Source organism: Lentibacillus kimchii (assembly GCF_042666895.1).
Lineage (GTDB): Bacteria > Bacillota > Bacilli > Bacillales > Amphibacillaceae > Lentibacillus > Lentibacillus kimchii.
This window is the reverse complement of the sequence record NZ_JBHTGR010000010.1, coordinates 19,647-42,615: the sequence shown is the minus strand read 5'-3', so window position 1 is coordinate 42,615 and position 22,969 is coordinate 19,647. Positions and strand designations below refer to the sequence as shown.

General features: G+C 45.5%; 20 protein-coding genes, 4 tRNA genes and 1 riboswitch. Of the genes, 4 read left to right on the top strand and 20 right to left on the bottom strand.

Translation table 11 applies throughout. From position 1 onward, the window contains the following. Position 1 precedes the first annotated feature (1 nt). From ACFQU8_RS05920 to rocF, 7 genes are all read right to left on the bottom strand, one after another. Positions 2–1,048 carry an ABC transporter permease gene (locus ACFQU8_RS05920; RefSeq protein WP_382358272.1) on the bottom strand — a complete coding sequence of 349 codons (1,047 nt, stop codon included), beginning with the start codon at positions 1,046–1,048 and terminating at the stop codon, positions 2–4. 88 nt (positions 1,049–1,136) lie between these two features. Then, a complete protein-coding gene (locus ACFQU8_RS05915; protein WP_382358271.1) occupies positions 1,137–2,519 on the bottom strand; it encodes a sensor histidine kinase in 1,383 nt (460 codons plus the stop codon). A gap of 24 nt (positions 2,520–2,543) precedes the next feature. Beyond that, positions 2,544–3,215, bottom strand: a complete 672-nt coding sequence (locus ACFQU8_RS05910; RefSeq protein ID WP_382358270.1) for a response regulator transcription factor — start codon at positions 3,213–3,215, stop codon at positions 2,544–2,546. Between the two features lie 109 nt (positions 3,216–3,324). Then, positions 3,325–4,677 carry a phosphoglucosamine mutase gene (glmM, locus tag ACFQU8_RS05905; RefSeq protein ID WP_382358269.1) on the bottom strand — a complete coding sequence of 451 codons (1,353 nt, stop codon included), beginning with the start codon at positions 4,675–4,677 and terminating at the stop codon, positions 3,325–3,327. Between the two features lie 144 nt (positions 4,678–4,821). Beyond that, the gene (locus ACFQU8_RS05900; RefSeq protein ID WP_382358268.1) at positions 4,822–6,051 is read right to left on the bottom strand and encodes a CdaR family protein; all 1,230 of its coding nucleotides are present in this window, start codon (positions 6,049–6,051) and stop codon (positions 4,822–4,824) included. Beyond that, complete coding sequence (gene cdaA / locus ACFQU8_RS05895) at positions 6,044–6,868, bottom strand: diadenylate cyclase CdaA (protein ID WP_382358267.1); 825 nt, start codon at positions 6,866–6,868, stop codon at positions 6,044–6,046. The genes ACFQU8_RS05900 and cdaA overlap by 8 nt, the downstream gene beginning before the upstream one ends. Before the next feature lie 146 nt (positions 6,869–7,014). Beyond that, positions 7,015–7,917 (bottom strand): arginase, encoded by a 903-nt coding sequence (rocF, locus tag ACFQU8_RS05890; protein ID WP_382358266.1) that lies wholly within the window; start codon positions 7,915–7,917, stop codon positions 7,015–7,017. A gap of 200 nt (positions 7,918–8,117) precedes the next feature. Continuing rightward, positions 8,118–8,220: riboswitch (purine riboswitch) on the top strand. A gap of 130 nt (positions 8,221–8,350) precedes the next feature. Between rocF and ACFQU8_RS05885 the strand changes: the two genes are divergently transcribed. Beyond that, the gene (locus tag ACFQU8_RS05885) at positions 8,351–9,214 is read left to right on the top strand and encodes a 5'-methylthioadenosine/adenosylhomocysteine nucleosidase (protein ID WP_382358265.1); all 864 of its coding nucleotides are present in this window, start codon (positions 8,351–8,353) and stop codon (positions 9,212–9,214) included. Positions 9,215–9,792: 578 nt separating this feature from the next. Beyond that, entirely contained in the window at positions 9,793–10,827 is a 1,035-nt protein-coding gene (locus ACFQU8_RS05880) for a PTS transporter subunit IIC (protein ID WP_382358264.1), read from the top strand. A gap of 438 nt (positions 10,828–11,265) precedes the next feature. Here the strand turns inward: ACFQU8_RS05880 and ACFQU8_RS05875 are convergent, their stop codons facing one another. Both ACFQU8_RS05875 and ACFQU8_RS05870 read right to left on the bottom strand, forming a co-directional pair. Further along, positions 11,266–11,541: a hypothetical protein gene (locus tag ACFQU8_RS05875; protein ID WP_382358263.1), complete on the bottom strand. Its 276-nt coding sequence runs from the start codon at positions 11,539–11,541 to the stop codon at positions 11,266–11,268. Beyond that, entirely contained in the window at positions 11,541–11,840 is a 300-nt protein-coding gene (locus ACFQU8_RS05870; RefSeq protein WP_382358262.1) for a DUF2089 family protein, read from the bottom strand. The genes ACFQU8_RS05875 and ACFQU8_RS05870 overlap by 1 nt, the downstream gene beginning before the upstream one ends. Positions 11,841–12,217: 377 nt before the next feature. Between ACFQU8_RS05870 and ACFQU8_RS05865 the strand changes: the two genes are divergently transcribed. After that, on the top strand, positions 12,218–12,769 hold the full coding sequence (locus ACFQU8_RS05865) for a biotin transporter BioY (RefSeq protein WP_382358261.1): 552 nt from the start codon (positions 12,218–12,220) through the stop codon (positions 12,767–12,769). A gap of 95 nt (positions 12,770–12,864) precedes the next feature. Here the strand turns inward: ACFQU8_RS05865 and ACFQU8_RS05860 are convergent, their stop codons facing one another. The 11 genes from ACFQU8_RS05860 to ACFQU8_RS05810 all read right to left on the bottom strand — a co-directional run bounded on the left by ACFQU8_RS05860 (position 12,865) and on the right by ACFQU8_RS05810 (position 21,185). Continuing rightward, positions 12,865–13,335 carry a peptide-methionine (S)-S-oxide reductase gene (locus ACFQU8_RS05860; RefSeq protein WP_382358260.1) on the bottom strand — a complete coding sequence of 157 codons (471 nt, stop codon included), beginning with the start codon at positions 13,333–13,335 and terminating at the stop codon, positions 12,865–12,867. A gap of 775 nt (positions 13,336–14,110) precedes the next feature. Then, positions 14,111–15,409, bottom strand: a complete 1,299-nt coding sequence (locus tag ACFQU8_RS05855) for a S8 family peptidase (RefSeq protein WP_382358259.1) — start codon at positions 15,407–15,409, stop codon at positions 14,111–14,113. Between the two features lie 272 nt (positions 15,410–15,681). Then, positions 15,682–16,779 (bottom strand): phosphomevalonate kinase, encoded by a 1,098-nt coding sequence (locus ACFQU8_RS05850; RefSeq protein ID WP_382358258.1) that lies wholly within the window; start codon positions 16,777–16,779, stop codon positions 15,682–15,684. Positions 16,780–16,791: 12 nt separating this feature from the next. Next, positions 16,792–17,769 carry a diphosphomevalonate decarboxylase gene (gene mvaD, locus ACFQU8_RS05845; RefSeq protein ID WP_382358257.1) on the bottom strand — a complete coding sequence of 326 codons (978 nt, stop codon included), beginning with the start codon at positions 17,767–17,769 and terminating at the stop codon, positions 16,792–16,794. 359 nt (positions 17,770–18,128) lie between these two features. Beyond that, positions 18,129–19,094, bottom strand: coding sequence for a mevalonate kinase (mvk, locus tag ACFQU8_RS05840; RefSeq protein WP_382358256.1), 966 nt, complete (start codon positions 19,092–19,094; stop codon positions 18,129–18,131). Then, entirely contained in the window at positions 19,084–20,379 is a 1,296-nt protein-coding gene (locus tag ACFQU8_RS05835) for a hydroxymethylglutaryl-CoA reductase, degradative (RefSeq protein WP_382358255.1), read from the bottom strand. Before ACFQU8_RS05835 ends, mvk begins: the two co-directional genes overlap by 11 nt. A 183-nt stretch (positions 20,380–20,562) precedes the next feature. After that, positions 20,563–20,634, bottom strand: a tRNA-Gln gene (locus ACFQU8_RS05830). Between the two features lie 6 nt (positions 20,635–20,640). Further along, positions 20,641–20,726 (bottom strand) — tRNA-Tyr (locus tag ACFQU8_RS05825). Positions 20,727–20,770: 44 nt separating this feature from the next. After that, a tRNA-Thr gene (locus tag ACFQU8_RS05820) sits at positions 20,771–20,846 on the bottom strand. Between the two features lies 1 nt (position 20,847). Then, positions 20,848–20,923 (bottom strand) — tRNA-Val (locus tag ACFQU8_RS05815). Positions 20,924–21,017: 94 nt separating this feature from the next. After that, positions 21,018–21,185: a hypothetical protein gene (locus ACFQU8_RS05810; protein ID WP_382358254.1), complete on the bottom strand. Its 168-nt coding sequence runs from the start codon at positions 21,183–21,185 to the stop codon at positions 21,018–21,020. Between the two features lie 201 nt (positions 21,186–21,386). Here ACFQU8_RS05810 and ACFQU8_RS05805 point away from each other — a divergent pair, with 201 nt between their 5' ends. Beyond that, positions 21,387–22,958: an AAA family ATPase gene (locus ACFQU8_RS05805; RefSeq protein WP_382358253.1), complete on the top strand. Its 1,572-nt coding sequence runs from the start codon at positions 21,387–21,389 to the stop codon at positions 22,956–22,958. Positions 22,959–22,969: the final 11 nt, after the last annotated feature.

Here is a 22,969-nt window from a genome sequence, read left to right as displayed (position 1 = left end):
CTTATTCGCCCCCTTCAATAGCTTCAACAGGATCAACTTTAATAACCTGGAACAGCGATATCAGTGAACCAAGCACCGACACAACCAGCAACAGCAGTGAGACGCCCGCCATGTTAGCTGTGTTCATGATAAATGGCATATCATCAGGCATCATGGCTTTAACACCGTATGTCACGCCTATAGCAATCGCGATACATACGACCGAAATAGCCACCATCTGGAACATCAGATTACGGATCAGATAAGAAGTCGATATACCAAGAGCTTTCAGAACACCGAACTGTGCTTTTTTCTGCATCGTAATCACGTAGAAAAAGACCGCCAGAACAAAAGCTGCAATCACAAACAGGAAGACAATCATCATATCAAGCGATGCCTGCTCCTGAGAGTAACTCGGAATCCCGTCCAGAACATCCGATTTCGACAGGACATCGTAGGATGAGCTCAGATCAGCTGTGCTCCCGTTTGTCTGAATGGCAACGGCTGAGACCTTGTCATGACTGGTCTCTCTGTACACAACCGGTGTATGACTGAACCGCTCATGGTCAGCAAATCCTGTAATGGTGTAAGCCGCATCATCAGCGTTAAAGGTGATCGTATCCCCTACGCGGTAACCGTCCTGCTGCAGTGACTCATCAACCAGAACTTCATCAGACTCAGCAGGCTTCGAACCTTTCAAGACATCCGGGACAAGCATCCCCTGCAAATCGGTTTCAAACACGGCAACGTCAGCATCCTGATCAGTATCCTGCTTCGTTATGCTGGACATGGCTATCGTAAGCGGCGCTGCTTTTGTAACATTGTCAGCCTCTCGTGCATCGCTGACAGCGGTATTCGGCATGAGAGAATCTGTCAGCTGCTTGTCAGCATCCTGATCGATCACCAGTTCATCGGCATCCATCGACTTAATCGATCCGGCATTGTCAGTGGACAGCCCATTGGCTAGTCCCGATATAATGAAAATCAGCATGGCAACCAGCAGCATGATGAAGCCAATCAAAATATAACGCAGTTTTGTATGAAGTAATTCGCGTAGCGCGAGAAACATAAAAATCGTCCACTCCTTTCATTTCCATAACCTAGCTTAACGCTTGATTATGAACTGAGAGTGAACGATTCATTACACCATCATTTTTTTATGTTTTGGGAAGCGACACGTGAAATTTGGACCCTTGATCAAGCGTACTGTCGACTGTAATGGTTCCGTCATGCAGTTCGATAATCTTCTTTACGATCGATAAGCCAAGACCTGAACTCTTTTCCGTTCGCGTCCGGGCTTTATCCGCTTTATAAAAACGTTCGAACAAATGCGGAATATCGTCCTCACTGATGCCAGGACCATTATCTTCAATCGTCACCGTCACCATATTTTTGACCGTTTTCCCGTAGATTTTAATCGTTCCGCCGGATTCAGAGTAGCGAATCGCATTCGTCAAGAGATTGGTCCAGACCTGATGCAGCAGTTTCGGATAGCCATAAATGGTGTCCGGAACGCTAGCCAGTTCCACGCCAATGCCTTTCTCGCGCCAGAGCCACTCAGATGCTGCGATCACATCCTTCAGCTGTTCCTGAAGATTAATGGATGTTTTCTCATTCGACCGGGCATCGTCATCAAGGAACGAAAGCGTTAAAAGCTGCCGGCTCAGCTGTGACAGCCGTTTACTTTCATTTTCAATAATGGTCAGATACCGCTGATGTTCCGCCTCAGTCATCTCCTCTTCACGCAGGGCCTGCGAAAAGCCCTGGATCGAAGACAGCGGCGACTGGATCTCATGTGACACATTGGAGACGAATTCCTGCCGTTTCTCTTCCGTCTGAGCCAGGCTGTCAGTCATTTGCTGAAAATCGCGCGCCAGCCGGCCGATTTCATCACGGCGGCGATCATTCAATTTAATATGATAATTACCAGCCGATATCCGGCGGGTCGCAGCACTCAGTTTATCAATCGGCTTCACAATAAAGCGCGTGCTGACCAGCACCATTAAAAAGGTGATAATCACCATCAGAACCAGCATAATCGCCAGGAACATGCGCATCTCGCCAAACTGCTGCTGTGTATTCTGCCGCAGAAATAACGCATAGTCCTTCCCATTATTGGAGGTAATCGGAACACCGACTGTATTCTTTAGTTTATTGTCAAAGAAACCTGTAATAAATGGCGTCCACGGGTAATTTTTAATGCCATGATATGTCGTGCCATTTAGAACCTGCTGGACCGCACCTGAGGGGAGCTCGGCCGTATCAAACGGTTTGCCGAACAGCTCCGTATGCCCAGATTCATCCGCCGCATAGAACTGAAAACCCAAATCTGTCAGCTCCTCCAGAAACTGCCCGAGCGTCTCAGACTCATTCCGTTCATAAATGGAGGCAATATCATGCGCGATCCCCGTTACTTTATCATCATTCACAGGCTTTAAATAAAACTGGTAGTAACCATTTGTCACCAGAAAAGAAGCAATACCGCTTAAAATCATAATCACCATCGTTATGACGATGATCCGCATGTAAAGTGTTCGCATAGGTCCGCTCCCCCATACTGCCGTTTAAGCGATTTCCAGTTTGTAGCCTTTTCCCCGGATCGTCTGAATCCGGAAGTCATCCCCGCTATCAACAAAACGCTCACGGAGCCGCTTAATATGAACGTCAACCGTCCGGTCATAGCCATCAAAATCGTTGCCCCAGACAAGATCAATCAGCTCATCGCGGGTGAAGATCCGGTCCGGGAAACTGGCCAGCTGTGCCAGCAGTTCAAACTCCTTAAGGGGCAGAATAAAGGTCTTGCCATTCGTTGTGACTTCATAGCTTTTCCGGTTAATGACCGTCCCGCCTATCTGAATGGTATCCTCACTAGCCATGCTGAAGCGCCTGAGCAAGGCCTTGATACGATACAAAACCTCTTTCGGCTCAAAAGGTTTAACAATATAATCATCAGTTCCGGAATCAAATCCTTTTTCTTTATCCGTAATGTCACCTTTGGCGGTTACCATCATGACCGGGATGTCATAATCATGCCGGATCTCCGTACAAAGCTGATAGCCGTCCACGTTAGGCATCATAATATCAACAATCGCCAGCTGGACTGAATGCGACAGCAAGAGCTCTGAAGCCTCTTCACCATCCGCAGCCTCCAGTGCCTGATAGCCTTCTTTATGCAGGTAAAAACGGAGCAGCTCACGAATCGACGGGTCATCGTCAGCAATTAAAATCGTCGTCAATGACATCCCTTCTTTCTCGTGCGAACCACACGTCTCCGTCTTTTCCTCCGAACAATCCCTGAGTTTCGTTCGTTATGAGTGTTGATCACGCAAGTTTTGTCCCAGTCGCTTAATCCTGCATCCCGAGAAGTTCATCGATGACGTCGGCCACCTCGCCAGCATGTTTCTCACAGGCCTCTTTAGTCGGCGCCTCGACCATCACGCGAACGAGCGATTCTGTACCGGACGGACGAACCAGCACACGGCCCTCGCCGCCCATTTCCTTTTCGACAGCGTCGATGACCTCAAGAATGCGCGGATTCGTCATGGCCTTATGTTTATCAATCACCTTCACGTTCTTCAGCACCTGCGGATAAACCGTCATGCCGCCTGCCAGTTCAGACAGCGGTTTGCCGGTTTCTTTAAGAATATTGACCAGCTGAATCGCTGTCAGCATACCATCACCAGTCGTATTATAATCGAGGAAAATCACATGACCGGATTGTTCGCCGCCCAGATTGTAACCATTCTGGCGCATCTCTTCCATCACATAGCGATCGCCCACCGATGTTTTATCACTGTGCATATCATTGTCTTCCAGTGCTTTATAAAACCCGAGATTGCTCATAACCGTGGAAACAACCGTATTATGACGCAACACACCTTTCTCGTTCATATAGTTGCCGCAAATAAACATAATCTGGTCGCCATCAACAATCTGGCCTTTCTCATCAACAGCGATCAGACGGTCACCATCGCCATCAAAAGCAAGTCCCAGATCAGCTCCCTTTTCCAGAACAAAGTCCTGCAGCGCTTCCGGTTTGGTCGAGCCAACACCGTCATTAATGTTCAGCCCGTCCGGCGAAGAACCAATGGAGACAATATCAGCCTCCAGATCAGCAAACAGATGAGTCGCTAAGCTGGATGTTGCACCATGCGCACAATCCAGAGCAATTTTAAGATCGGCAAAATCATTATCAATCGAATCCTTCAAAAAGGAGAGATATTTCTGTCCAGCTTCAAAGTAGTTATTAACAACACCAATACCACCGCCAGTCGGACGCGGTAAATGATCGCCCTCATCCATCAGGTCTTCAATCTCCTGCTCCTGATCGTCGGTGAGCTTAAATCCGTCCGAACTGAAAAACTTAATCCCATTGTCTTCAACCGGGTTGTGCGACGCCGAAATCATCACACCAGCTTCAGCCTTCAGCGCTCGTGTTAAGTAAGCAACGCCGGGTGTGGAAATAACCCCAAGCCGCATCACCTCAGCGCCGATCGACATCAGCCCTGCAGCCAATGCATCTTCCAGCATATTACCCGAGACACGTGTATCGCGTCCAATCAGGATTTTGGGTTTATCAGTGTCCGACCCTCGCGTTAAGTGATAGCCGCCAAAACGGCCTAATTTGTAAGCTAACTCAGATGTCAGCTCCGTATTGGCAATACCTCGGACACCATCTGTTCCAAAATATTTTCCCATTGTGTTACCTCTCCTTTATAGTCGTCTAACAATGACTAGAGGTTGTTTAAAGATTATTATTCATAGCGTTTCGTGACCATACATGCTTCGGCCATTCATCCTGATTCAGCCCAGTTTTCGTTAAAAATCGCCGCCGGATAGCCTCTAGGAGGTGATCTCAACTGAAGCCTTATCGAATTCACCGCTTGTCTCAATGCCGTCCGGACCCTTGATGGTAATCGGCAGCTCGTGCTCGCCGTCCGCTAGGTCTGCGGCATCAATCGACGCGGTAAAATCCCCTGCTGTCAGGTCACTGATCGTTTTCTGGCTTCCAGAGGCCGTCACCAGCATCTGATCGTTTTCCGGTTTGCTGAATGTCAGATTCTGCGAGTCATCAAGGTTATTCACCTCAACCGGCACCTTATCAAACTCGCGTGTCTGTGTCAGCTTAACCGCGACGCCAATCGAACCATCTCCGTCGGCACTCACCCCGTCCGGCAGCGCCAGGTCAACATCCATATCACCTGATTCCGTGACATCATCTAAATTAATTTTCTCAGTCGTTACGTTGTCCAGATCCTTGAGCAGATCTTTTTTTGCAAACACTTTCACATCGCTCGGATCCGGTTCGACAGACGCCAGGTCGTAGCCATCAGGCGGGTCACCTGTCGTCTGGACATTCACCGGTACTTTTTTGCTCGAACTGCCGATATCGACGGATGCTTTCACATTTTCCGGTTCAACCCGGACATTCAGTTCATTCCCGCCGGCATCATAGACCTTCACCGGTACTTCCCGGTTGTCAATGGATTTGGTGACATCCGCCAGATCGACAAACACCTTCACAATCGCAACTTTGTCAATCACATCCTTAGAACTGGCAATCGTCACCTGTTCCGGATCTGTCTGGGCCTCGCCTACTTCCATGTCTTCCGGAAGCTGATCCTGATGAATATAATCAACCGAGACCCCTAATTTCTTGGTCGCCCGCTCCTCGATCGTCACTTCAACCGTTTTGGGTTCGACATAAACACTGAGGTCTTCCGGTATACCCGTATACGCGAGGTCAACCCGATGGGTGCCAGGGTCCAGATCGTTCAGGTCCACATAGACATCAAAGTTCTTCTGCTTGGCTGTCGCCGTGATGGTCCCCATGTTGCCTTCAAGTGTCACATCAGCAACTTCCGGAACACCGCTGACGACATAGCTGTCATTATCAATACGAATGTTCACCGGCACATCATCAACCGTCTGCACATCATCACCTGCATTCGGCAAAAGCCGCGAATCATTCTGGTACTGATCCATTTCCACCTGGACAAATATATATAACACAATCGCGAAGGCCAGCGAGACAACACGGATAAACCACCGACTCTTGAACCAATTATCCATTATTCTTCCCCCTCTGATGACGTGACTTGGATTCAGAGGCTTTCATAGATGACGATGCCAGCATCTCATATAAGTAAGTGCGCAAGCCCTCCTGATCGAGATCCTTTCGCATTTCACCGTTACGCGTAACTGCGATGCCGCCTGTCTCTTCAGATACGACAATCGTAATCGCATCGGTCACTTCACTTATACCCATAGCCGCCCGGTGCCTTGTCCCCAGCTCCTTGGAAATGAAAGGACTTTCGGACAGCGGCAAATAACAGGCTGCCGCAAATACTTCTTCATTCTTTATAATCACTGCCCCATCATGCAGCGGTGTATTCGGCGTGAAAATGTTGGTCAGCAGCTGATGGGTCAGCTTGCCATTAATTGGGATACCGGTCTCGGCATATTCACCAATCCCTGTCTCACGTTCAATCGAGATCAAAGCACCAATTCGCCGCTTCGCCATGTACTGACACGACTTCGTGAGCGCCTCAATCTCCTGTTCCAGCTTCTCTTCTTCGGACTGCGATCCTCTGGAAAAGAGATTGCCGCGGCCAAGCTGTTCGAGTGCCCGTCTCAGTTCAGGCTGGAATAGAATAATGATAACCACAAATCCCCAGTTAATCACCTGATTAGTCAAATACTGGATGGTATGCAGTTCCAGGACAATGCTGATCACCCACACAATCAGCACGACAACAATGCCCTTCAGCAGTTGAATGGCCTTTGTCCCTCTGATAAGCATCATTAATTTATATAAAACATACCAGACGAGAGCGATATCTAAACCGATCCGTAATATGTCTAAAAGATCCAATCCCCCATCAAGCATGTTCACACTTCCTTCCGACGCGTTTAAATGCTAGCCGTTTATAGAATACCCATTTAATTATACCATATTATGCCTAATTTCCCCAGCCCAAACTGGCTCAATCGCAAAAAAAAGACACCCTGCCGCGGATGCCTTTTAATGTCACGCTATTTTAATTTCTCGCCAAACAGGGATCCCATCAGCCCAACAGCGAGTGATGCGGTTTTGTTCTGATCATCCAGGATCGGATTCACTTCGACAAATTCAGCCGATGTCAGAATATCCGCCTCCGACAGCATCTCCATGGCCAGATGGCTCTCCCGGTAGGACAGTCCGCCAAGCACGGGCGTGCCGACACCTGGTGCCTCAGCCGGATCAAGCCCGTCCAGATCCAGACTCAAATGAACACCATCGGTCCGCTGCTTCAGACTGCTGATGGCCTCATTCATCACATACGGCATCCCCAAGCGGTCAACTTCATGCATGGAATAAACCGTAATCCCCAATTCCTGCAGCAGGGCTTTCTCCGGCGGGTCAAGCAAACGCGCCCCGATAATCACGATATTTTCCGGTTTTACCTTAGGCGCATAGTTAAGAATACGGGTCAGCTTCTCATGCCCGATTCCCAGACTGACCGCGAGCGGCATGCCATGAATATTCCCGGACGGTGACGTATCACCGGAATTCAGATCGCCATGCGCATCATACCAGATCACGCCCAGGTTCTCATAATTTTTCGCGATACCCGCCATACTGCCGATAGCCATGCTGTGATCACCACCCAGCACCAGCGGAAAGCGGTCTTTATGTATCTCCTGATCAACCATCTCGGCGAGCTTCTGATTGCTGTCCGCGACTTGCTTTAAATTGCGCAAATTTCCTTCCTGTACCGTATTTTGACTATCTGCACGGGAAACGGGCACATCACCCAGATCCTCAACATTATAATGTAAGTCTTCCAAACGCTCCATCATACCAGCATACCGAATCGCGCTCGGGCCCATATCCACCCCGCGCCGGTTCTGACCTAAATCCATCGGTACACCAATTACTGACATATTCTTCTGCATTGTTAAGCCTCTCCCTTTTAAAGCGCTTACTGACATTATAATGGAAAGTTTCTGAATGACTCAACATGACAAAAAAATGTATAGATATGCATCTATGGTTTCTTATATACCTAAAACTGAATGACATTGAATTAAGACGTACTTTTATATTCTATTCATTCATTTTTTTCTTTCATTTTTTTAAAAAGTTAGCTATAATAACCCTATTCAACTTAAAAACTCGTATAATCTCAGGAATAAGGCCTGTAAAGTCTCTACCAACCTACCGTAAATGGGTTGACTACGAGTGAGCGTCCACTTAATATGTGGCTCTTTTATATTTATTTCAAAACCCGGAAAACGGGGCTCACTCTGACTTATGGGGTGTGTCTGGTTTTTCGGGTTTTTTATTTTGGAAGTATCACCTAATAAATAATAGGAAGGGGAAATAAGTATGATGTCTCACCGTTATATTCGAGGGTTTTTTGCTGTTCTTCTTATATTGGTGTTTGCGGTTGTAACAATAGGATGCAGTTCGTCCGAGGAACAAGACACTGCTGCAAAAGGGACAAAGGAAAACACGGCACAGGCTGAACCTGACAATGGGAATTCAGACGTAATTGGAATTATAGGTGCTATGGAAGAAGAAGTTAAGAATCTCCACAAAGAAATGAAAGTTGATCAAACAAAGGAGCAAAATGGGTTAACATTCTTCAAGGGCGAGTTAGAAGACCAGAAAATTGTGGTTGTACGCTCAGGTGTCGGCAAAGTTAATGCGGCCATGACTGCACAAATATTAGTTGACGAATTTGGGGTTGACGCACTCATTAATACAGGGGTTGCGGGAGGTCCAAAATCGAAATTGAATATTGGCGACATTGTTATTTCAACTCGAACTGTCCAGCATGATATGAATGCTGCAGATAAGGATAAAGCAGGTAAAATCCCGCATATGGATAAAACATTTTTTAAAGCTGATCCTGAATTAGTGAAATTAGCTGAATCAGCCGCCGATGAACTACCCGAAAAGATGAGTGCTTATACGGGTACCATCGCCACTGGGGACCAAATGGTGACAGACGACAAAAAATCACATCGGATTGCTATTCGATTTGATGCATGGGCTATTGAGATGGAAGGTGCCGCTATTGGACAGGTTGCGTATTTAAACGATATACCATACGTTGTGATTCGATCTATATCTGATACTGCAGGTGATGGGGGCGAAGAACTTTATAGTAATTTTAAAGACAAGGCTGCCCAAAATGCTATTGATATGGTGAAGCACATTCTTAATAACTATAGTTCGGATAAATGATTCAGGCATAAAACCATACGCGTCTCATACAGAAAGAGGAAATAGGTCAATTTATTACTAGTTTCTGCTCTTAACGAAGGACTATCAAATCCAGCTAGGATTCCTCTTTCTGATGTATGGTTTTATGATGATACCAAGTTCATCATACATCTCATAAAAAGAATTAATTAAAAACTGGCTATATCAGACTTCTAATTATACAATCACGTCTGACTGTTGAACTATCAAACCATCCTGTACCCTGTTCAGTTTTATTTACATCCTCATGATTCGCAAGTTCAAAAAAGTTCAGGAATTTAGGAACGAGATTGACAAATTCTAAATTCACCAACCACAAAAGCCTCCTTTGATTAATGGTATGAGCCTATTTTATTTAAGTTTATATCAGTTTAATTTTAGCACAACGCAATTTTCACATGTAATGTTTTTGGTGAGTGCCCAAAAATAATGCCTCAATTAAAAAAAGACTTGATATATGAAAAAATTCACATGATAATGGTGAAAAGGAAAAAACTGTCACCAGCATTTGTTCATTAACATGTGAATGATTTCACAGGATGAAATAAGGGGGAGGAAACATGAGGTCGTTTTTACAGCGTAAAGGGGTTTCATTATCAGTTAGGACGTATGTTATAACGGCACTGAGCTATATGGCTTTGGGGCTGTTCTCGTCATTGATTATTGGCCTGATTATTAAGACAGCCGGCGAGCAGGCGGTTGCGCTCGGGCTTGGCAATCTTGACTTTCTGGTTGATATGGGCAGCTATGCCATGGAAACCAAGATTATGGGTGGTGCCATTGGTGTGGCGATTGCCTATGGTTTGAATGCGCCGCCGCTTGTGCTTTTTTCGGCGCTGTTTGCCGGTGCATTTGGAGCTGAACTGGGCGGGCCTGCCGGCAGTTATATCACAGCACTGTTTGCCACTGAATTTGGAAAAGTTGTTTACAAGACAACGCGTGTGGATATTATCGTAACGCCCTTTGTTACAATTTTCATCGGATTTGCGGTAGGAACATTTATCGGGCCACCCATTAATACATCCATGGTCTGGTTTGGCGATATTATCAATTGGTCAACTGAGCAGCAGCCATTGATCATGGGTATGCTGGTGGCTGTTTTGATGGGCTGGGGACTGACGGCACCGATTTCAAGTCTTGCTATTGCGATTATGCTTTCAATTGATGGACTGGCAGCGGGTGCGGCAACAATTGGGTGCGCTGCTCAGATGGTCGGTTTTGCTGCAGCCAGTTACCGGGATAACGGTTTCGGCGGTATTTTGGCACAGGGGATTGGCACCTCTATGCTGCAGATTGCCAATGTTCTAAAAAAACCGATCATTATCTTGCCGCCTACCATTTCCGGGGCTGTTCTGGCGCCGATTGCCACCGTCTGGCTGAGTATGTCGAACAATGATCTTGGGGCTGGCATGGGAACGAGCGGATTGGTGGGACAGATTATGACATTTGAGACGATGGGATTCTCATGGGAAGTATTATGGTCCATGATGGCGCTACATGTTGTTGGGCCAGCCATCATCAGTCTGATTATTGCGGAATGGTTCAGGAAAAAAGGCTGGATTAAACCGGGTGATATGACAATTATATATGAATAAGCTGCGAATAAGCGTAGTTAAGGTGCGCCACTCCTTAAATGATAATAGCCAAAGAGGATGGGATTTACGATAATCAGGAAGACCCGATGCGGCTAAAAAGGTTTTGAGCAACATTTATATCAATTTAGTCATTTCATCGTAAACGTGCCTGTTTGCGTAAAGACTACGCTTAAAGGCTATTTGTATAATTCTTGTATAATCCATATATACTTGCAGCACCTAGCACAATTCCTAGTATTAAATTAAGTAGTTCTCTATTCAACTCATTCCAGCTTGCAATAGAGTCGAAGGTTATACCTATGGCAAAAATAAGTACGAACGTGTGAAATATTAACTTAAATCTTCTTATAAATTTATTTTCACTTTCTTTATCTTCAATCAATGTATCAGCACTTCTTAAACGCTAAGATGTTGTTCAATTAAATCGCCCGCGAATAACTACTTCATATCGTAAGTAGTTATTTTGTCTAATTCCCTTTTCCTTCTCTTTTTTAATGCTTCTCTGCCTTCAAGCCATATTCCACCGAAAACAGCCCAAATCAAAAGAAATTTAATAATGTAGTTAAATACGTCAGTTGATGGGACCCAAACTAACCATACAACTGAAATACCTACAGGCAAAATAGCACCGAAATAAATACTTTTTCTCTTAGAAAGAAACACCTGAAGTCCAAGTAAAACAATCACAGCTATAATTATAAAGAAGTTCTCCATCATCTTTCATCCCTTTCTTTTTTGTATTTGTCGATTATTAGCTTTGCTTCCTCAAGTTCAATGCGGTCATCAATTGATAGCTGCTTGATAAATTTTATAAATTCCTGGTTATCCTCTGTATCATTTAAGCTAACCTTTTCTATTAGCCTGTTTAATTTGGTTCTAACAGTCGGATAAGTAACTCCATAAATCTTAGATATCTCTTTTAAAGACCCAGAATTTAGAACAAACCGTTTGATAAACTCCACATCTTCTTCTTCTAAAGATAAAATCCAAGTTGGCACATCTTTTATATTCATTAGTTCTTTCACCTCACAAACATTAACCTTAACTTAACATATTTTTTAATAAAAATAAAAACTAATTTAATAAATTAAAAAATATATTTATATAAAATTGAACAATAATAAAAAACCTATTTATTACTGTTCAATTAAATGGCCTCGTTTGTTGAGTGAATCTCATTTATTTCAATCCCATCACCATGCGAGTTTTAGATGTAATGTTCTAGGAAAGCATTACATCGATTCTAATTATATTAGGCGCAGTAAAGAATTTTAAACAAAATATATATTCAACTTGACAACTATGTATTTATTTTATAAATTATACTTATTGTCAACCATTTATTAAATAGGTTAACAATAAGTATAATTTATGTAGAAAGGAATATTTTATGGGAAATACTAAGTTGCAAATGATGATTGTAACTGCTTTATTCACAGCTATCATCGGGATATTAGCTCAAGTTGCCATACCCCTTCCTCTAGTGCCTATCACAGGACAAACACTCGCAATAGGACTTGCCGCAACGATATTGGGGTCGCGTTATGGCACTTACTCAACAATATTATATATGATTATTGGAGCGATAGGTGTCCCGGTTTTCTCACAAATGACTTCTGGACTGGGCATATTACTTGGTCCTACTGGCGGATTTATCGTTGGTTTCATTCCGACCGTCTATTTTATGGGAAAATATTTAGAGATGACTCGATTCAACGTGACACATGCTATTATAGCTAACGTCATGGGTATGTTTATCACGCTTATATTTGGTACAGTTTGGCTTAAAATTGTAGCGAGTCTAACTTGGTATGAAGCTTTTCTAAGCGGTTTTGCTCCATTCGTGGCAGTTGGCCTTATTAAAGCTGTTTTAGCCGGCTGGATTGGGATTGTCGTACGTAGACGATTGAAAGAAGCTCATATCCTGGTTCCTGCAGCATAATAGATCTCTTGAGTATGTAGGTTAAAAATAAGGGAATGCGTTTAAACGTATTCCCTTAGCCTGAAAAATACTCTATGACATTATCGTACATGTCATTATTTATATTTATCCAGTACATCTTTTGGAATATGACAATAATCATTTGGATATTTATCTAGCCTGTCCTGATGTTCTTCTGCACTTCTCACATAATTTGTAAGAGGTAATACTTCAACTACTATATGGTTATAATCATTTCTTTGACTAAGAAATGCTTTTGCCTCTTCTAAGTGTTCGAATTTCTCACTATATATGCCTGTTCTATATTTCTCACCAATATCCTGCCCTTGTTGATTCAAACTGTATGGATCAATGATTTCAAATAAATAGCCCATTAACTCCCTTATTGTTACAATTTTTGGATCAAATCCTGTTTTGACACATTCAGTATAACCATCATATTCACTCTCAAGTGTATGAGTTGTTCCGTTAGCTCTTCCTGCTTCTGTAAATTTAACGCCAGGTAACGATTTTATAAATGCTTGTACTCCCCATAAGCATCCACCTGCTAAATATACTATCTCCATATTGGTTCCTTTCTTTAAAGACGATTTTGAAACAAGTTAAATAGACCAATTTGTTGAGTCATTTCTATTTCATCTTATCACGGTGGGAGAAATACATGTAATGCCTTAGGAAAAAATTACATCGAGTCATCTAGGGCTTGTTGGTGTCAGACACGGCTAAGCGTGCTTTTAGAAATACCTATTTTAATTTTAACATTATGAGCCGACAATTAGTTCATATACGGGATAAAGGGAACCGCCCTAACTAGACGGCGATATTCAATCCTCCTCCTGTGTACAGGGACCGAATTACTAAAATGGCAAAAGTGGAAACAACAAAACTTTCAGGTTATAAGTCATTAAAATAAAAAGAGCTTATCTTAAATTCAAGAATAAACTCCCATAAAGGTAACTAATACTGGAATCAAATGGAGGTGTTCAAAATTCCTCTTGTCATACATCCAGAGATCACCTCTCTACCTGAACAATATTTGGACAGCATTTTAATTTTTCGTGAAATGATCTCAGGACTCCATTTAGTTTATGTTATCAATTTTCTAATGACTGTGTTTATAGCTCATGATAACAACCTATTTGGTTAAACATTCCAACAGTACTCTCAGCCAAGATAAATGATTTTTTATCTTCACACCTGATACGCTGTCTACTAAGGTGAAGAATAATACTCTAAACAAAGGGAGAATACTGTTAGTTAAGCACTCATAACCGTATGTTATTCTGTACCTCTGACCATTTTACGCTTTCGTAATATTGTTTTTATCCCTGCTAAGCCGAACTATTTTGTCACAAGCTGTATTTGGGAATAACGTTGGGCCATATCAACGGCCTCTTCAGCGTTCATATAGCCCCAAAGATCATCAAGTTCGGAAGGAGCAGTCGCCTGTAAAATGCTTTTCACATCATTCGGACTAAGTGCAGAATTGGCTTCTAACATAAGTGCTACAACACCAGCCACGATAGGCGTTGCCATAGAGGTTCCAGATAGTGATATATAACTTTCGTTCACCATTTGATGCTGCTGTTGCTCTGCTGCCAGGGTAGACTCAGGCGCCAATAGCGACGTTATCTTGGTCCCTGGGGCATAGATATCCGGTTTAATCAAAGAATCAATCGTCGGCCCTCGACTTGAATAATCAGCAATGATATCATCGGATCTTTTCGGCGTATTGTGATCATCCGTTGATCCGACTGTCATGACAAATGGATTAATCGCTGGTGTAGAAATGGTTTGAGATTCCGGGCCGTCATTCCCTGCTGCAGCACATACAACCATGCCGTGATGCCAGGCCTTTTGGACGGTTTGTGAAAGTGGATCCTCACGAAAGGATTCAAATGCTTCGGCCCCTAACGACAGAGAGAGAACACGGATATTGTATTCATCTTTATGGTCGATGCACCACACAATGCCTTTCACAATGGTTGATAGTTTTCCCCCACCATCCTTGTTCAACACCTTCACACCAACGAGAGAAGCCTTGGGGGCCGGGCCCATATATTTCTTGTCGGATTGAGAGCCACTGCTGGCTACATCGCCAGCACAATGGGTGCCATGGCCATTATCGTCATATGGATCCGTTTGATCCTGAATAAAATCTTTAAATGCGATGATTCGATTTTCTGACTCAATTAAATCGGGGTGCGGATGGATTCCTGTATCAATGACCGCAACGGTAACGTCATCTCCGGTGAATCCAAGCTGCTCCTGGACTTTTGTAGCACCAACCCCTTTAGTAGCGACGTCCAGAAACGCTTTAACATCCCGGTCATAAAAAATACGGTCAACGGAGCCATGATCTTTCATTTTTTTGACCATCTTGGGTGTCAACTGACCGTATAACGTATCTTCCAATCCAAGCTCATTTCCTATACTGTTGTTCTTTTCAGCATGACAGCTTGTTACGAAGTCGTGCTTCTGCTCTGTATCAGAGTGTTTATTCAAATAAACAATAACAGATATACTGTGATCCCCTGTTTCCGAGGGATCTTGTTGTTTGTTAAATCGCAGTTGTTCCACCAGACCAGGATCCAATTTGCGACCAGCATTTTCAAACCACAATGCGTTTTTGTCACTCATTCCATTTCCTCCTTGTGATTGACTGAAACAACTTAAAACATGCCTCTCCTGTTTGTTTCGACTGATAAAGAACATCAGTTTCTCATAGTCTAACAGGCCTTTATGCATCATTCAATATTAAAATTGTAAATATTTAAATTATTGTGAAATAAAATGGTTAGGATTCAAATCTCTTCGCAGGATCAGATACTTCGCGGCAGGCTGTATTAGAGGCTAATAAAGAAGATGGCGTTAAACATTAAAAAAGCAGGCTCCCCTTTCAGGCAAACCTGCTAAATCCGTGTTGCGCCGGTCGCATTGGGCCGGAGGGCGAGCGGTTGAATGCCTGCCTCTTCCCAGGCAGCCATTAATGCATCGGCCTGTGCTTTTGACGGCATAAAGGCAATCCCGCAGTCGCCGCCGCCAGCACCGGATGGCTTTCCGGCGCCGCCATGCGCCTCGGCCAGATCACAGAGCGTTGTCAGCAGCGGCGTCTCAACCGGTGCACCGGCCTGGCGCCCCACCGCGGCGAGCGCCTGCCGGTTCTGCCGCGCGCCGTCCATAATCAGCGCGGGATCTGCTTCCCGGATGCCGCGGGTAAATCGTCCGACCGCATCAGCACTATCAGTCAGAAACTGCTGATACAGATCAGGATCTGATTCCTGCAGCCGCAGAATCTTATCGACGAGCTTAGGCGTTGAAGCCGGCGATCCCGTCCAGCCGATGCATAGATAAATCGTGTCCGGAAGCTCCAGCGGCTGGGCTGAGAAATACGGCCAGTCGGCATTCACCAGCTCCGAAATGGTCGCAAAACGCGTTGACGCTTCCCGCAGCCAGCTCGCCTGAAATGAGGCATATTCCAGCCAGCCGCCGAAAGAGGATGCGGCCACATCAGCGCCGGATCCGCCCTTTTGGGTCATCACATGCGAAAGCGCGGCCAGTTTAAAAATCAGCGCATCCGCTGGTTCCTCCGGCCAGAATCGGTGCAGCATCGCCGCCACGACCGAGGTGACCACAGCAGCACTCGATCCCAGACCGTATTTCCTGCCTGAGGCATCGGCCAGCTCGCTGCGGACAGCCAGATGGAAAGGCTCCGGTGTGATTCCCTGTTCCTGTAAATATGTATAAACGGTCGTCATCGCCTCGGCCACAAACCGCGTCCGTTTGTCCGCCGTTTTGACATGGACAGCGCGCGCTTCATAAGCCCACGGCATCTTATAAAGACCGTACGATTCCAGCGTGAGGCGGTTGTCCCGGCTGTCGTCAATCGTCGCGTAAACAAACCGGTCAACCGCCATAGCGACTAATGTCTGATAGTTTTCCAAAACAGCAAACTCGCCGGCAATCATTAATTTGCCGGGGACTTGGACAGTCAATGATGATTCTGACAACGTCGTCAACTCCTAAAGATAGGCTAAGCCTGGTCCGGGCCTGCTTACCGTCACATCCTGAACACCCGGAATCGCCTGCAGCTTCTCGCGGATGGTTTCCTCCTGCTCCGGCAAATAAAGCACCTTCACATTCGGCCCGGCATCAATCGTGAAATAAGCGGGGACACCAGAATCCCGCAAATCCTGGACAGCTTCCATCACCGCCATGGTCGTGCTGTGCCAGTAGCTGAACGGCGGCTGGGCAGCGAGCGTCGTCGCGTGCATCCGGAGGCAATTCGCTTCCGCCGTTTCACCCACTTTCGTAATATCCTTATCACAAATGCCCTGCTTAATCGCGGCGAGATCAGCGGGAATCGACTCGACCCAGGCCGGGTAGTAAACCGAAGTGTCCACGGTCCGTTTCATGCCTTCCCGGCTTAAAATTTTCTTTTCCGCCGAAGACAGCACCACAGCCGCCACGCGCACGTCCCAGTGATCAGCCGGCGCAATCGGAACGGCATAGGAATCCGAGCCATCAGCCTGGGTGCCTTTTTCCCATTCCACAAAGCCGCCGTAAATCGAGCGACAGGCCGAACCGGACCCATGCCGCGTCAGCATCGAAAGCTCCGGGTCCGTCACATCCAGACCAATTGCTTTCGCAGACGCCGCGGCCAGAGCGGCAAAACCGGACGCCGATGAGGCGAAACCAGCTGCTGTCGGGACATGATTCGTCGAATGAACCGTCGCGGACAGATCCAGCCGGCCAGCTGTCTGCCGGATGCGGTCCAGAAACGCCGTCACCTTGCCATAGGCGGCGCCTTCAACCAGCTGATCATCCAAATAAAACTGGTCCTCGGTCAACTCCTCATGAAAGGCAACGGTGGTTGTTGTATAAAAGCCGTCCAGTGTCAGGGACAGACTGTTATTCATCGGCAAAATGCGCGTTTCATCACGCTTCCCCCAATACTTGATGAGGGCAATGTTCGTATGAGCTCTGGCAGTCGCTTGCATAACGATCCCCTTCAGTCACCAGCGAGAGACCGGAACGGACAAAAGAACTTTTATTAACTAAAACCGAACAACTGACATAACTAATTGGAGCTATAACACCGCTCCGGAAAAAGACATCGCTTTCCGCGGGCGGCTGGTGAGCCTCCGAAGTGCGTTCGCACTCCGGGGTCTCACCTATCCTTTGCTCCCGCAGGAGTCTCCGTCTTTTCCTCCGCTAAATCCTGAGTTCCGTTCGTTTTTAGAGCTGAAAACTTAAGTTTTGTCCCAGCACCTCTCCGGTGACGCTGTTTTCGCGTTTCAGATAGTAAAATGAGGCAACATGGCAGTGACACGCCATGTTACCTGAGCTTGCTTCACGTTTAATCGGGCTGCTTTTTCAGGGAAAAGGCCCAGACAGCCTGCGCACCGAATTGCCGCAGCTTTTCCGACAGCTGCCGCGAGTGCATTTCATTCTGCGCGAGTGCAATCACACAGCCGCCATTGCCGCCGCCGGTCAGTTTCGCGCCCAGAGCACCTTCCTGCCGGGCGTAGTCAATCAGTCGGTTCAGACCCGAATCACTGACGCCTAAGGCTTCCAGTTCTCCCTGTGCTTCATCCAGCAGCTGGCCAAGCATATGTTTACTCGCCGACTCCAGCGCCGTGCGCGCCCGGCGGGTCATGTCACCTAAGTGCTCCAGCTTCGTCTGAATCCGTCTGGGCGCTGATTTCAGCCGCTCCGTCACCGATTCCACCGCCTGACGAGTATCCGCCATGCGCCCGGAATCCGCAACAATGAAATGAAAATCACCCTGCGGCTCGATCAGTTCCATCGTCTCATCTTTCTGATACCAGATCGGCAGTCCGGACGTGATCGTCATGGTATCAATGCCGCTCGGAGCACCATGCGCGTGCTTCTCCGACACGTCAGCCAGCCGCAGGATCTCCTGCATCCGGCAGTCTTCACCCGCATACGTGAACAGCGAGCGGACAATCGCCACCGCGACAGACGCGCTCGATCCCAGCCCTTTGCCAGGCGGGATGGTTGACTCCAGACGGATGACTAAATCCCGCTGCGGCAATTCAAGATGCTCGAGCGTATCCTCAATACACGCCTTCAGCCCGTACAGCGAATCCGGAATGGTCGCCAGCGGTCCTTGATAAAAGGTGCTGTCGATCTGAATCGAGCCAGGTGCATACGCCGTCATGGCTTTTGCTTCAACCAGCGGAAAAGGAAGTGAAATGGCCGGCTCGCCATGAACAACGGCATGTTCACCGATTAAAATCAATTTGCTATGAGCTGAACCTACAGCTGTTTGTGCGGACGTCGTTGCCTTTTCAATACTCATTTTGATAATCGGCCACCAATTCTTTAGCTTTTCCCATGCGAACGTCATTCTCCTCTATCAGCCGTTCTGAAATCATATCAATCATCTCTCCTGTAGCTCCTGCTGCAATCGCAACTGAACGGGAATGCAGCGCCATATGCCCTTTCTGAATGCCTTCCGTGGCCAGCGCTTTAAGCGCCCCCAGATTCTGCGCTAGCCCAACGGTGACGATCACCTGGGCGAGCTCAGCAGCTAAGGTCACATTCAACAGTTTATGCGCGAGCTTCGCCATCGGGTGCACGCGGATCGAGCCGCCGACGGTTCCGACCGGCATAGGCAACTCCAATTCCCCGACGAGATTGCCCTGCTCGTCCGTGTACCAGGTGCTCATCGATGTATACATACCACTGCGAGCGGCATGGGCATGCGCACCAGCCTCGATCGCGCGCCAGTCATTCCCGCTGGCGATCACGACCGGATCGATGCCATTCATAATCCCTTTATTATGGGTGACGGCACGGTACGGATCCGAGGCGGCAAATTCATACGCATGAATCACCCCGTCACGCACTGCTTCACCGCTGAAATTACCTGTCTGCAGCTTCTCCGGCGGAATCACGCAGCGCGCCCGCGCGAGGCAGTTCTCCGGATAATTGGACAGGATGCGCAAGTAAACCTTGCCAGCAGTCAAATCCTCAACCACCGGTGCGAGTGATTCGGCCATCGTATTCAGCATATTCGCACCCATCGCATCGCGTGTATCCACATAAAGGTGCAGCACAAGCATCTGATTGTACGACGAATCCGATGCCTCATTTAACAGGCGCACATCCAGATCCCGGGCGCCGCCGCCTCGTTTCTGCAAACTCGGATACGCCTCGTCAGCCGCTTTAAGCAGTCTGGCTTTATTCGCTAAAACAGCATCGCGCGCAGCTGCGAAATCCGGACAGCCAATCACCTGAATCTGACCGGTCATGACACGGCCGGTCGACTCGGCGGTAAATCCGCCCGCATCTCGTACGATTTTCGCAATGTGGCTGGCGGAAGCGACAACAGACGGCTCCTCAATCGCCATCGGCACCACATAATCCTGACCGTTGATGAGGAAATTCAGCCCCAGACCCAACGGCAGCGGAAACGTGCCAATCACATTTTCAATCATATGATCTGCTGTCTCAACCGCTAACGGCTGTTTGGCAAACAGATAAGCTGCATCGTCATCCTGAATCAGATCCATCGACGCCAGCAGCTGCCGGCGCTCGTCCACCGTCATATTATAAAAACCGGGGATCCGGGAAGTCTCCATACCGCCTCACCCTTTTAGATGCATAATCACTATATGGGCATTATACCATATCTATTACGTTCATTATGTAAAAAAACAGCCCAAAATGCAAATAAACAAGGCTGTCAATATGCACAGCCTTGTTTATCCGCGGGCAGCAGGCCTTGAAGCCTTACTTGATGATTTCGTTTATTCATAAAATAGCTGGGCTAGCTGGATTCGAACCAGCGAATCACGGGATCAAAACCCGATGCCTTACCGCTTGGCTATAGCCCAATATGCTGGTGGAGGGGGAGGGACTCGAACCCCCGAACCCTGAAGGAGCGGATTTACAGTCCGCCGCGTTTGGCCGACTTCGCTACCCCTCCGTATGATAACCTGCTTGATAACATCTTATACATAAAAAATGAAATGGTGCCGGCCAGAGGAATTGAACCCCCAACCTACTGATTACAAGTCAGTTGCTCTGCCAATTGAGCTAGACCGGCATGGTGGAGGATACTGGGCTCGAACCAGTGACATCTTGCTTGTAAGGCAAGCGCTCTCCCAGCTGAGCTAATCCTCCGTCTAAAACCGACAAATATTATTATATACAGCGCATCCGGTTTTGTAAAGGGCTGACGACAAATTTTACAGATCCCGCCAAGTTATGTCAGACCTCAGCCATAAATAAACGCGACCACCCAGACAATTACAATCACCGGCAGTGACGTGTAAAGCGACCGCCACGCGCTCATCCCCTGCTTTTTGATCATAAAAAACGCGACAAAAAGTTCCATGATCGTGACTAAAGAAGCCAGTATGATAAGAATCGGAAAAGCATCCATCGGCGTCGCCTCCCCAGCTGCAACCTCTCTAGAATAACATATTAATCGTTTTGTATGAAGATGTGCAACTTAATGAACGACGACCTATTTTTCAAGCGCCAAAAGCTTGTATGAATACCTTCTATTAGAGTTGGTAAAATATAGAAAAATGTTAAAATTCATGGTACAATTTATTTAAAATTAAAAAGGAGCATCGCATGCTTGAGATTACATTCTATAGAAATTGAAGGTTTTAGAAGACATTATAGTACAAAAGTACAATGTTCTGATGCAACTTTCCTAATAGGAGCTAACAATGTTGGGAAAAGTTCTATCCTTAGAGCTATTAAGTATTTGCTTAACGATACAAAAACTATAAATACTCACGACTATTTTTGCATTTTAAATGAAAATGGTGAAAATAGACAAGTCAGTGATGAAGTTGTGATAACTGGTGAATTTAGAAATGTTCCCGAGGAAGCTTATAATTGGATTGGATTTAATGAACATCGTCTTTTTAAATATGATACTTTTGAAAAAGATAATGAAAGTGGACTTCGATTTTTTTATAGGAAGACTTACCGACCTGATCAGAAAAGCTGTACAATTGAAATGAAGCAGTTTAAAAGTAATAAAAAAGAGATTTTTAGTGAATGCAAAACAATACAGGATTACATAAATAATGGGATAGATAGAGAAATATTCGAGTATCTATTTCCAAACAAGCAGGATGATCAAAATGTTACCGAACTAATGTTAAGAAACCTTGAAGCTTATGGAATTGAAGGTTTATTTAACATACAGCAAGAAACCGAGTGGTCTGAAAATCCTGGTGGTATTTCTGGAAATGTGTCTCACAGGCTTCCTAAATTTTTGTTAATATCAGATGATGCTAACAGCGAAGAACTTTCCGGTAATAATGGAGCATTGATGGAAACTTTAAATGAATTATTTAATGATATAAGAAATGAATCAGAAAATTTCATCCAGGCTCAACATTATCTAAGTAAACTTGCAGAAGAACTAGACCCTAATGATGATAAAAGTGATTTCGCTAAATTATTAACTGACTTGAATAGGATAGTGGGAGACATTTTTCCTGAAACATCTTTCTCAGCACAAGCTAATCTTTCTGATGCCGATAAAGTAATTAAGCCTAACTTTGATGTACAATTAGGCAGCAATATAAATACTTCTATTGAATATCAAGGTTCTGGGGTTATCCGCTCTGCAATTTTCGCTATGTTGAGATATAAAAGTATACGAGAAAATAAAAAGAAAGAGTCAGGCAAATATGTAAGGCCGCTATTAATTGCATTTGAAGAGCCCGAAATTTATTTACATCCTCAAGCGGCTATACAAATGAGAGACACTATTTATGATCTAGCAATGGAGCCCGAAAACCAGATAATATGTACAACACACTCTCCATATATGATTGACTTAAGTAAAAATACAGGACAGGTTTTAAATAATATCTTTTTAGATACAACTACAATTGAACATAATGGATCTGAAACTCCAATTGAATTAGTTAGTTCTAATCCTTTTAATGTAAGTGAGGCTTTTACAAATCTCTTAAACGAAGATCAATCGTATGTCAAAATGTTACTTAAAATAGATGACAATGTGAGCCGCATATTTTTCACGAAAAATGTTTTGATTATTGAAGGTGATACAGAAGAAGTCGTAATACGTGAAACTTTATCAAGAATGCCAGAGCATTTATATAAAGAGTTTTCATATAACTGGGAAGTGGTCAAAGCCAGAGGTAAACCAGTAATTATTCATTAGTGAAGTATCTG

Excerpts from the sequence above, each read along its gene's own strand:
- ACFQU8_RS05920 (WP_382358272.1), bottom strand. The coding sequence starts at position 1,048 with ATGTTTCTCGCGCTACGCGAATTACTTCATACAAAACTGCGTTATATT.
- ACFQU8_RS05915 (WP_382358271.1), bottom strand. The coding sequence starts at position 2,519 with ATGCGAACACTTTACATGCGGATCATCGTCATAACGATGGTGATTATG.
- glmM (WP_382358269.1), bottom strand. The coding sequence starts at position 4,677 with ATGGGAAAATATTTTGGAACAGATGGTGTCCGAGGTATTGCCAATACG.
- ACFQU8_RS05900 (WP_382358268.1), bottom strand. The coding sequence starts at position 6,051 with ATGGATAATTGGTTCAAGAGTCGGTGGTTTATCCGTGTTGTCTCGCTG.
- cdaA (WP_382358267.1), bottom strand. The coding sequence starts at position 6,868 with ATGCTTGATGGGGGATTGGATCTTTTAGACATATTACGGATCGGTTTA.
- rocF (WP_382358266.1), bottom strand. The coding sequence starts at position 7,917 with ATGCAGAAGAATATGTCAGTAATTGGTGTACCGATGGATTTAGGTCAG.
- ACFQU8_RS05885 (WP_382358265.1), top strand. The coding sequence starts at position 8,351 with ATGATGTCTCACCGTTATATTCGAGGGTTTTTTGCTGTTCTTCTTATA.
- ACFQU8_RS05880 (WP_382358264.1), top strand. The coding sequence starts at position 9,793 with ATGAGGTCGTTTTTACAGCGTAAAGGGGTTTCATTATCAGTTAGGACG.
- ACFQU8_RS05875 (WP_382358263.1), bottom strand. The coding sequence starts at position 11,541 with ATGGAGAACTTCTTTATAATTATAGCTGTGATTGTTTTACTTGGACTT.
- ACFQU8_RS05870 (WP_382358262.1), bottom strand. The coding sequence starts at position 11,840 with ATGAATATAAAAGATGTGCCAACTTGGATTTTATCTTTAGAAGAAGAA.
- ACFQU8_RS05865 (WP_382358261.1), top strand. The coding sequence starts at position 12,218 with ATGGGAAATACTAAGTTGCAAATGATGATTGTAACTGCTTTATTCACA.
- ACFQU8_RS05860 (WP_382358260.1), bottom strand. The coding sequence starts at position 13,335 with ATGGAGATAGTATATTTAGCAGGTGGATGCTTATGGGGAGTACAAGCA.
- ACFQU8_RS05855 (WP_382358259.1), bottom strand. The coding sequence starts at position 15,409 with ATGAGTGACAAAAACGCATTGTGGTTTGAAAATGCTGGTCGCAAATTG.
- mvaD (WP_382358257.1), bottom strand. The coding sequence starts at position 17,769 with ATGCAAGCGACTGCCAGAGCTCATACGAACATTGCCCTCATCAAGTAT.
- mvk (WP_382358256.1), bottom strand. The coding sequence starts at position 19,094 with ATGAGTATTGAAAAGGCAACGACGTCCGCACAAACAGCTGTAGGTTCA.
- ACFQU8_RS05835 (WP_382358255.1), bottom strand. The coding sequence starts at position 20,379 with ATGGAGACTTCCCGGATCCCCGGTTTTTATAATATGACGGTGGACGAG.
- ACFQU8_RS05810 (WP_382358254.1), bottom strand. The coding sequence starts at position 21,185 with ATGGATGCTTTTCCGATTCTTATCATACTGGCTTCTTTAGTCACGATC.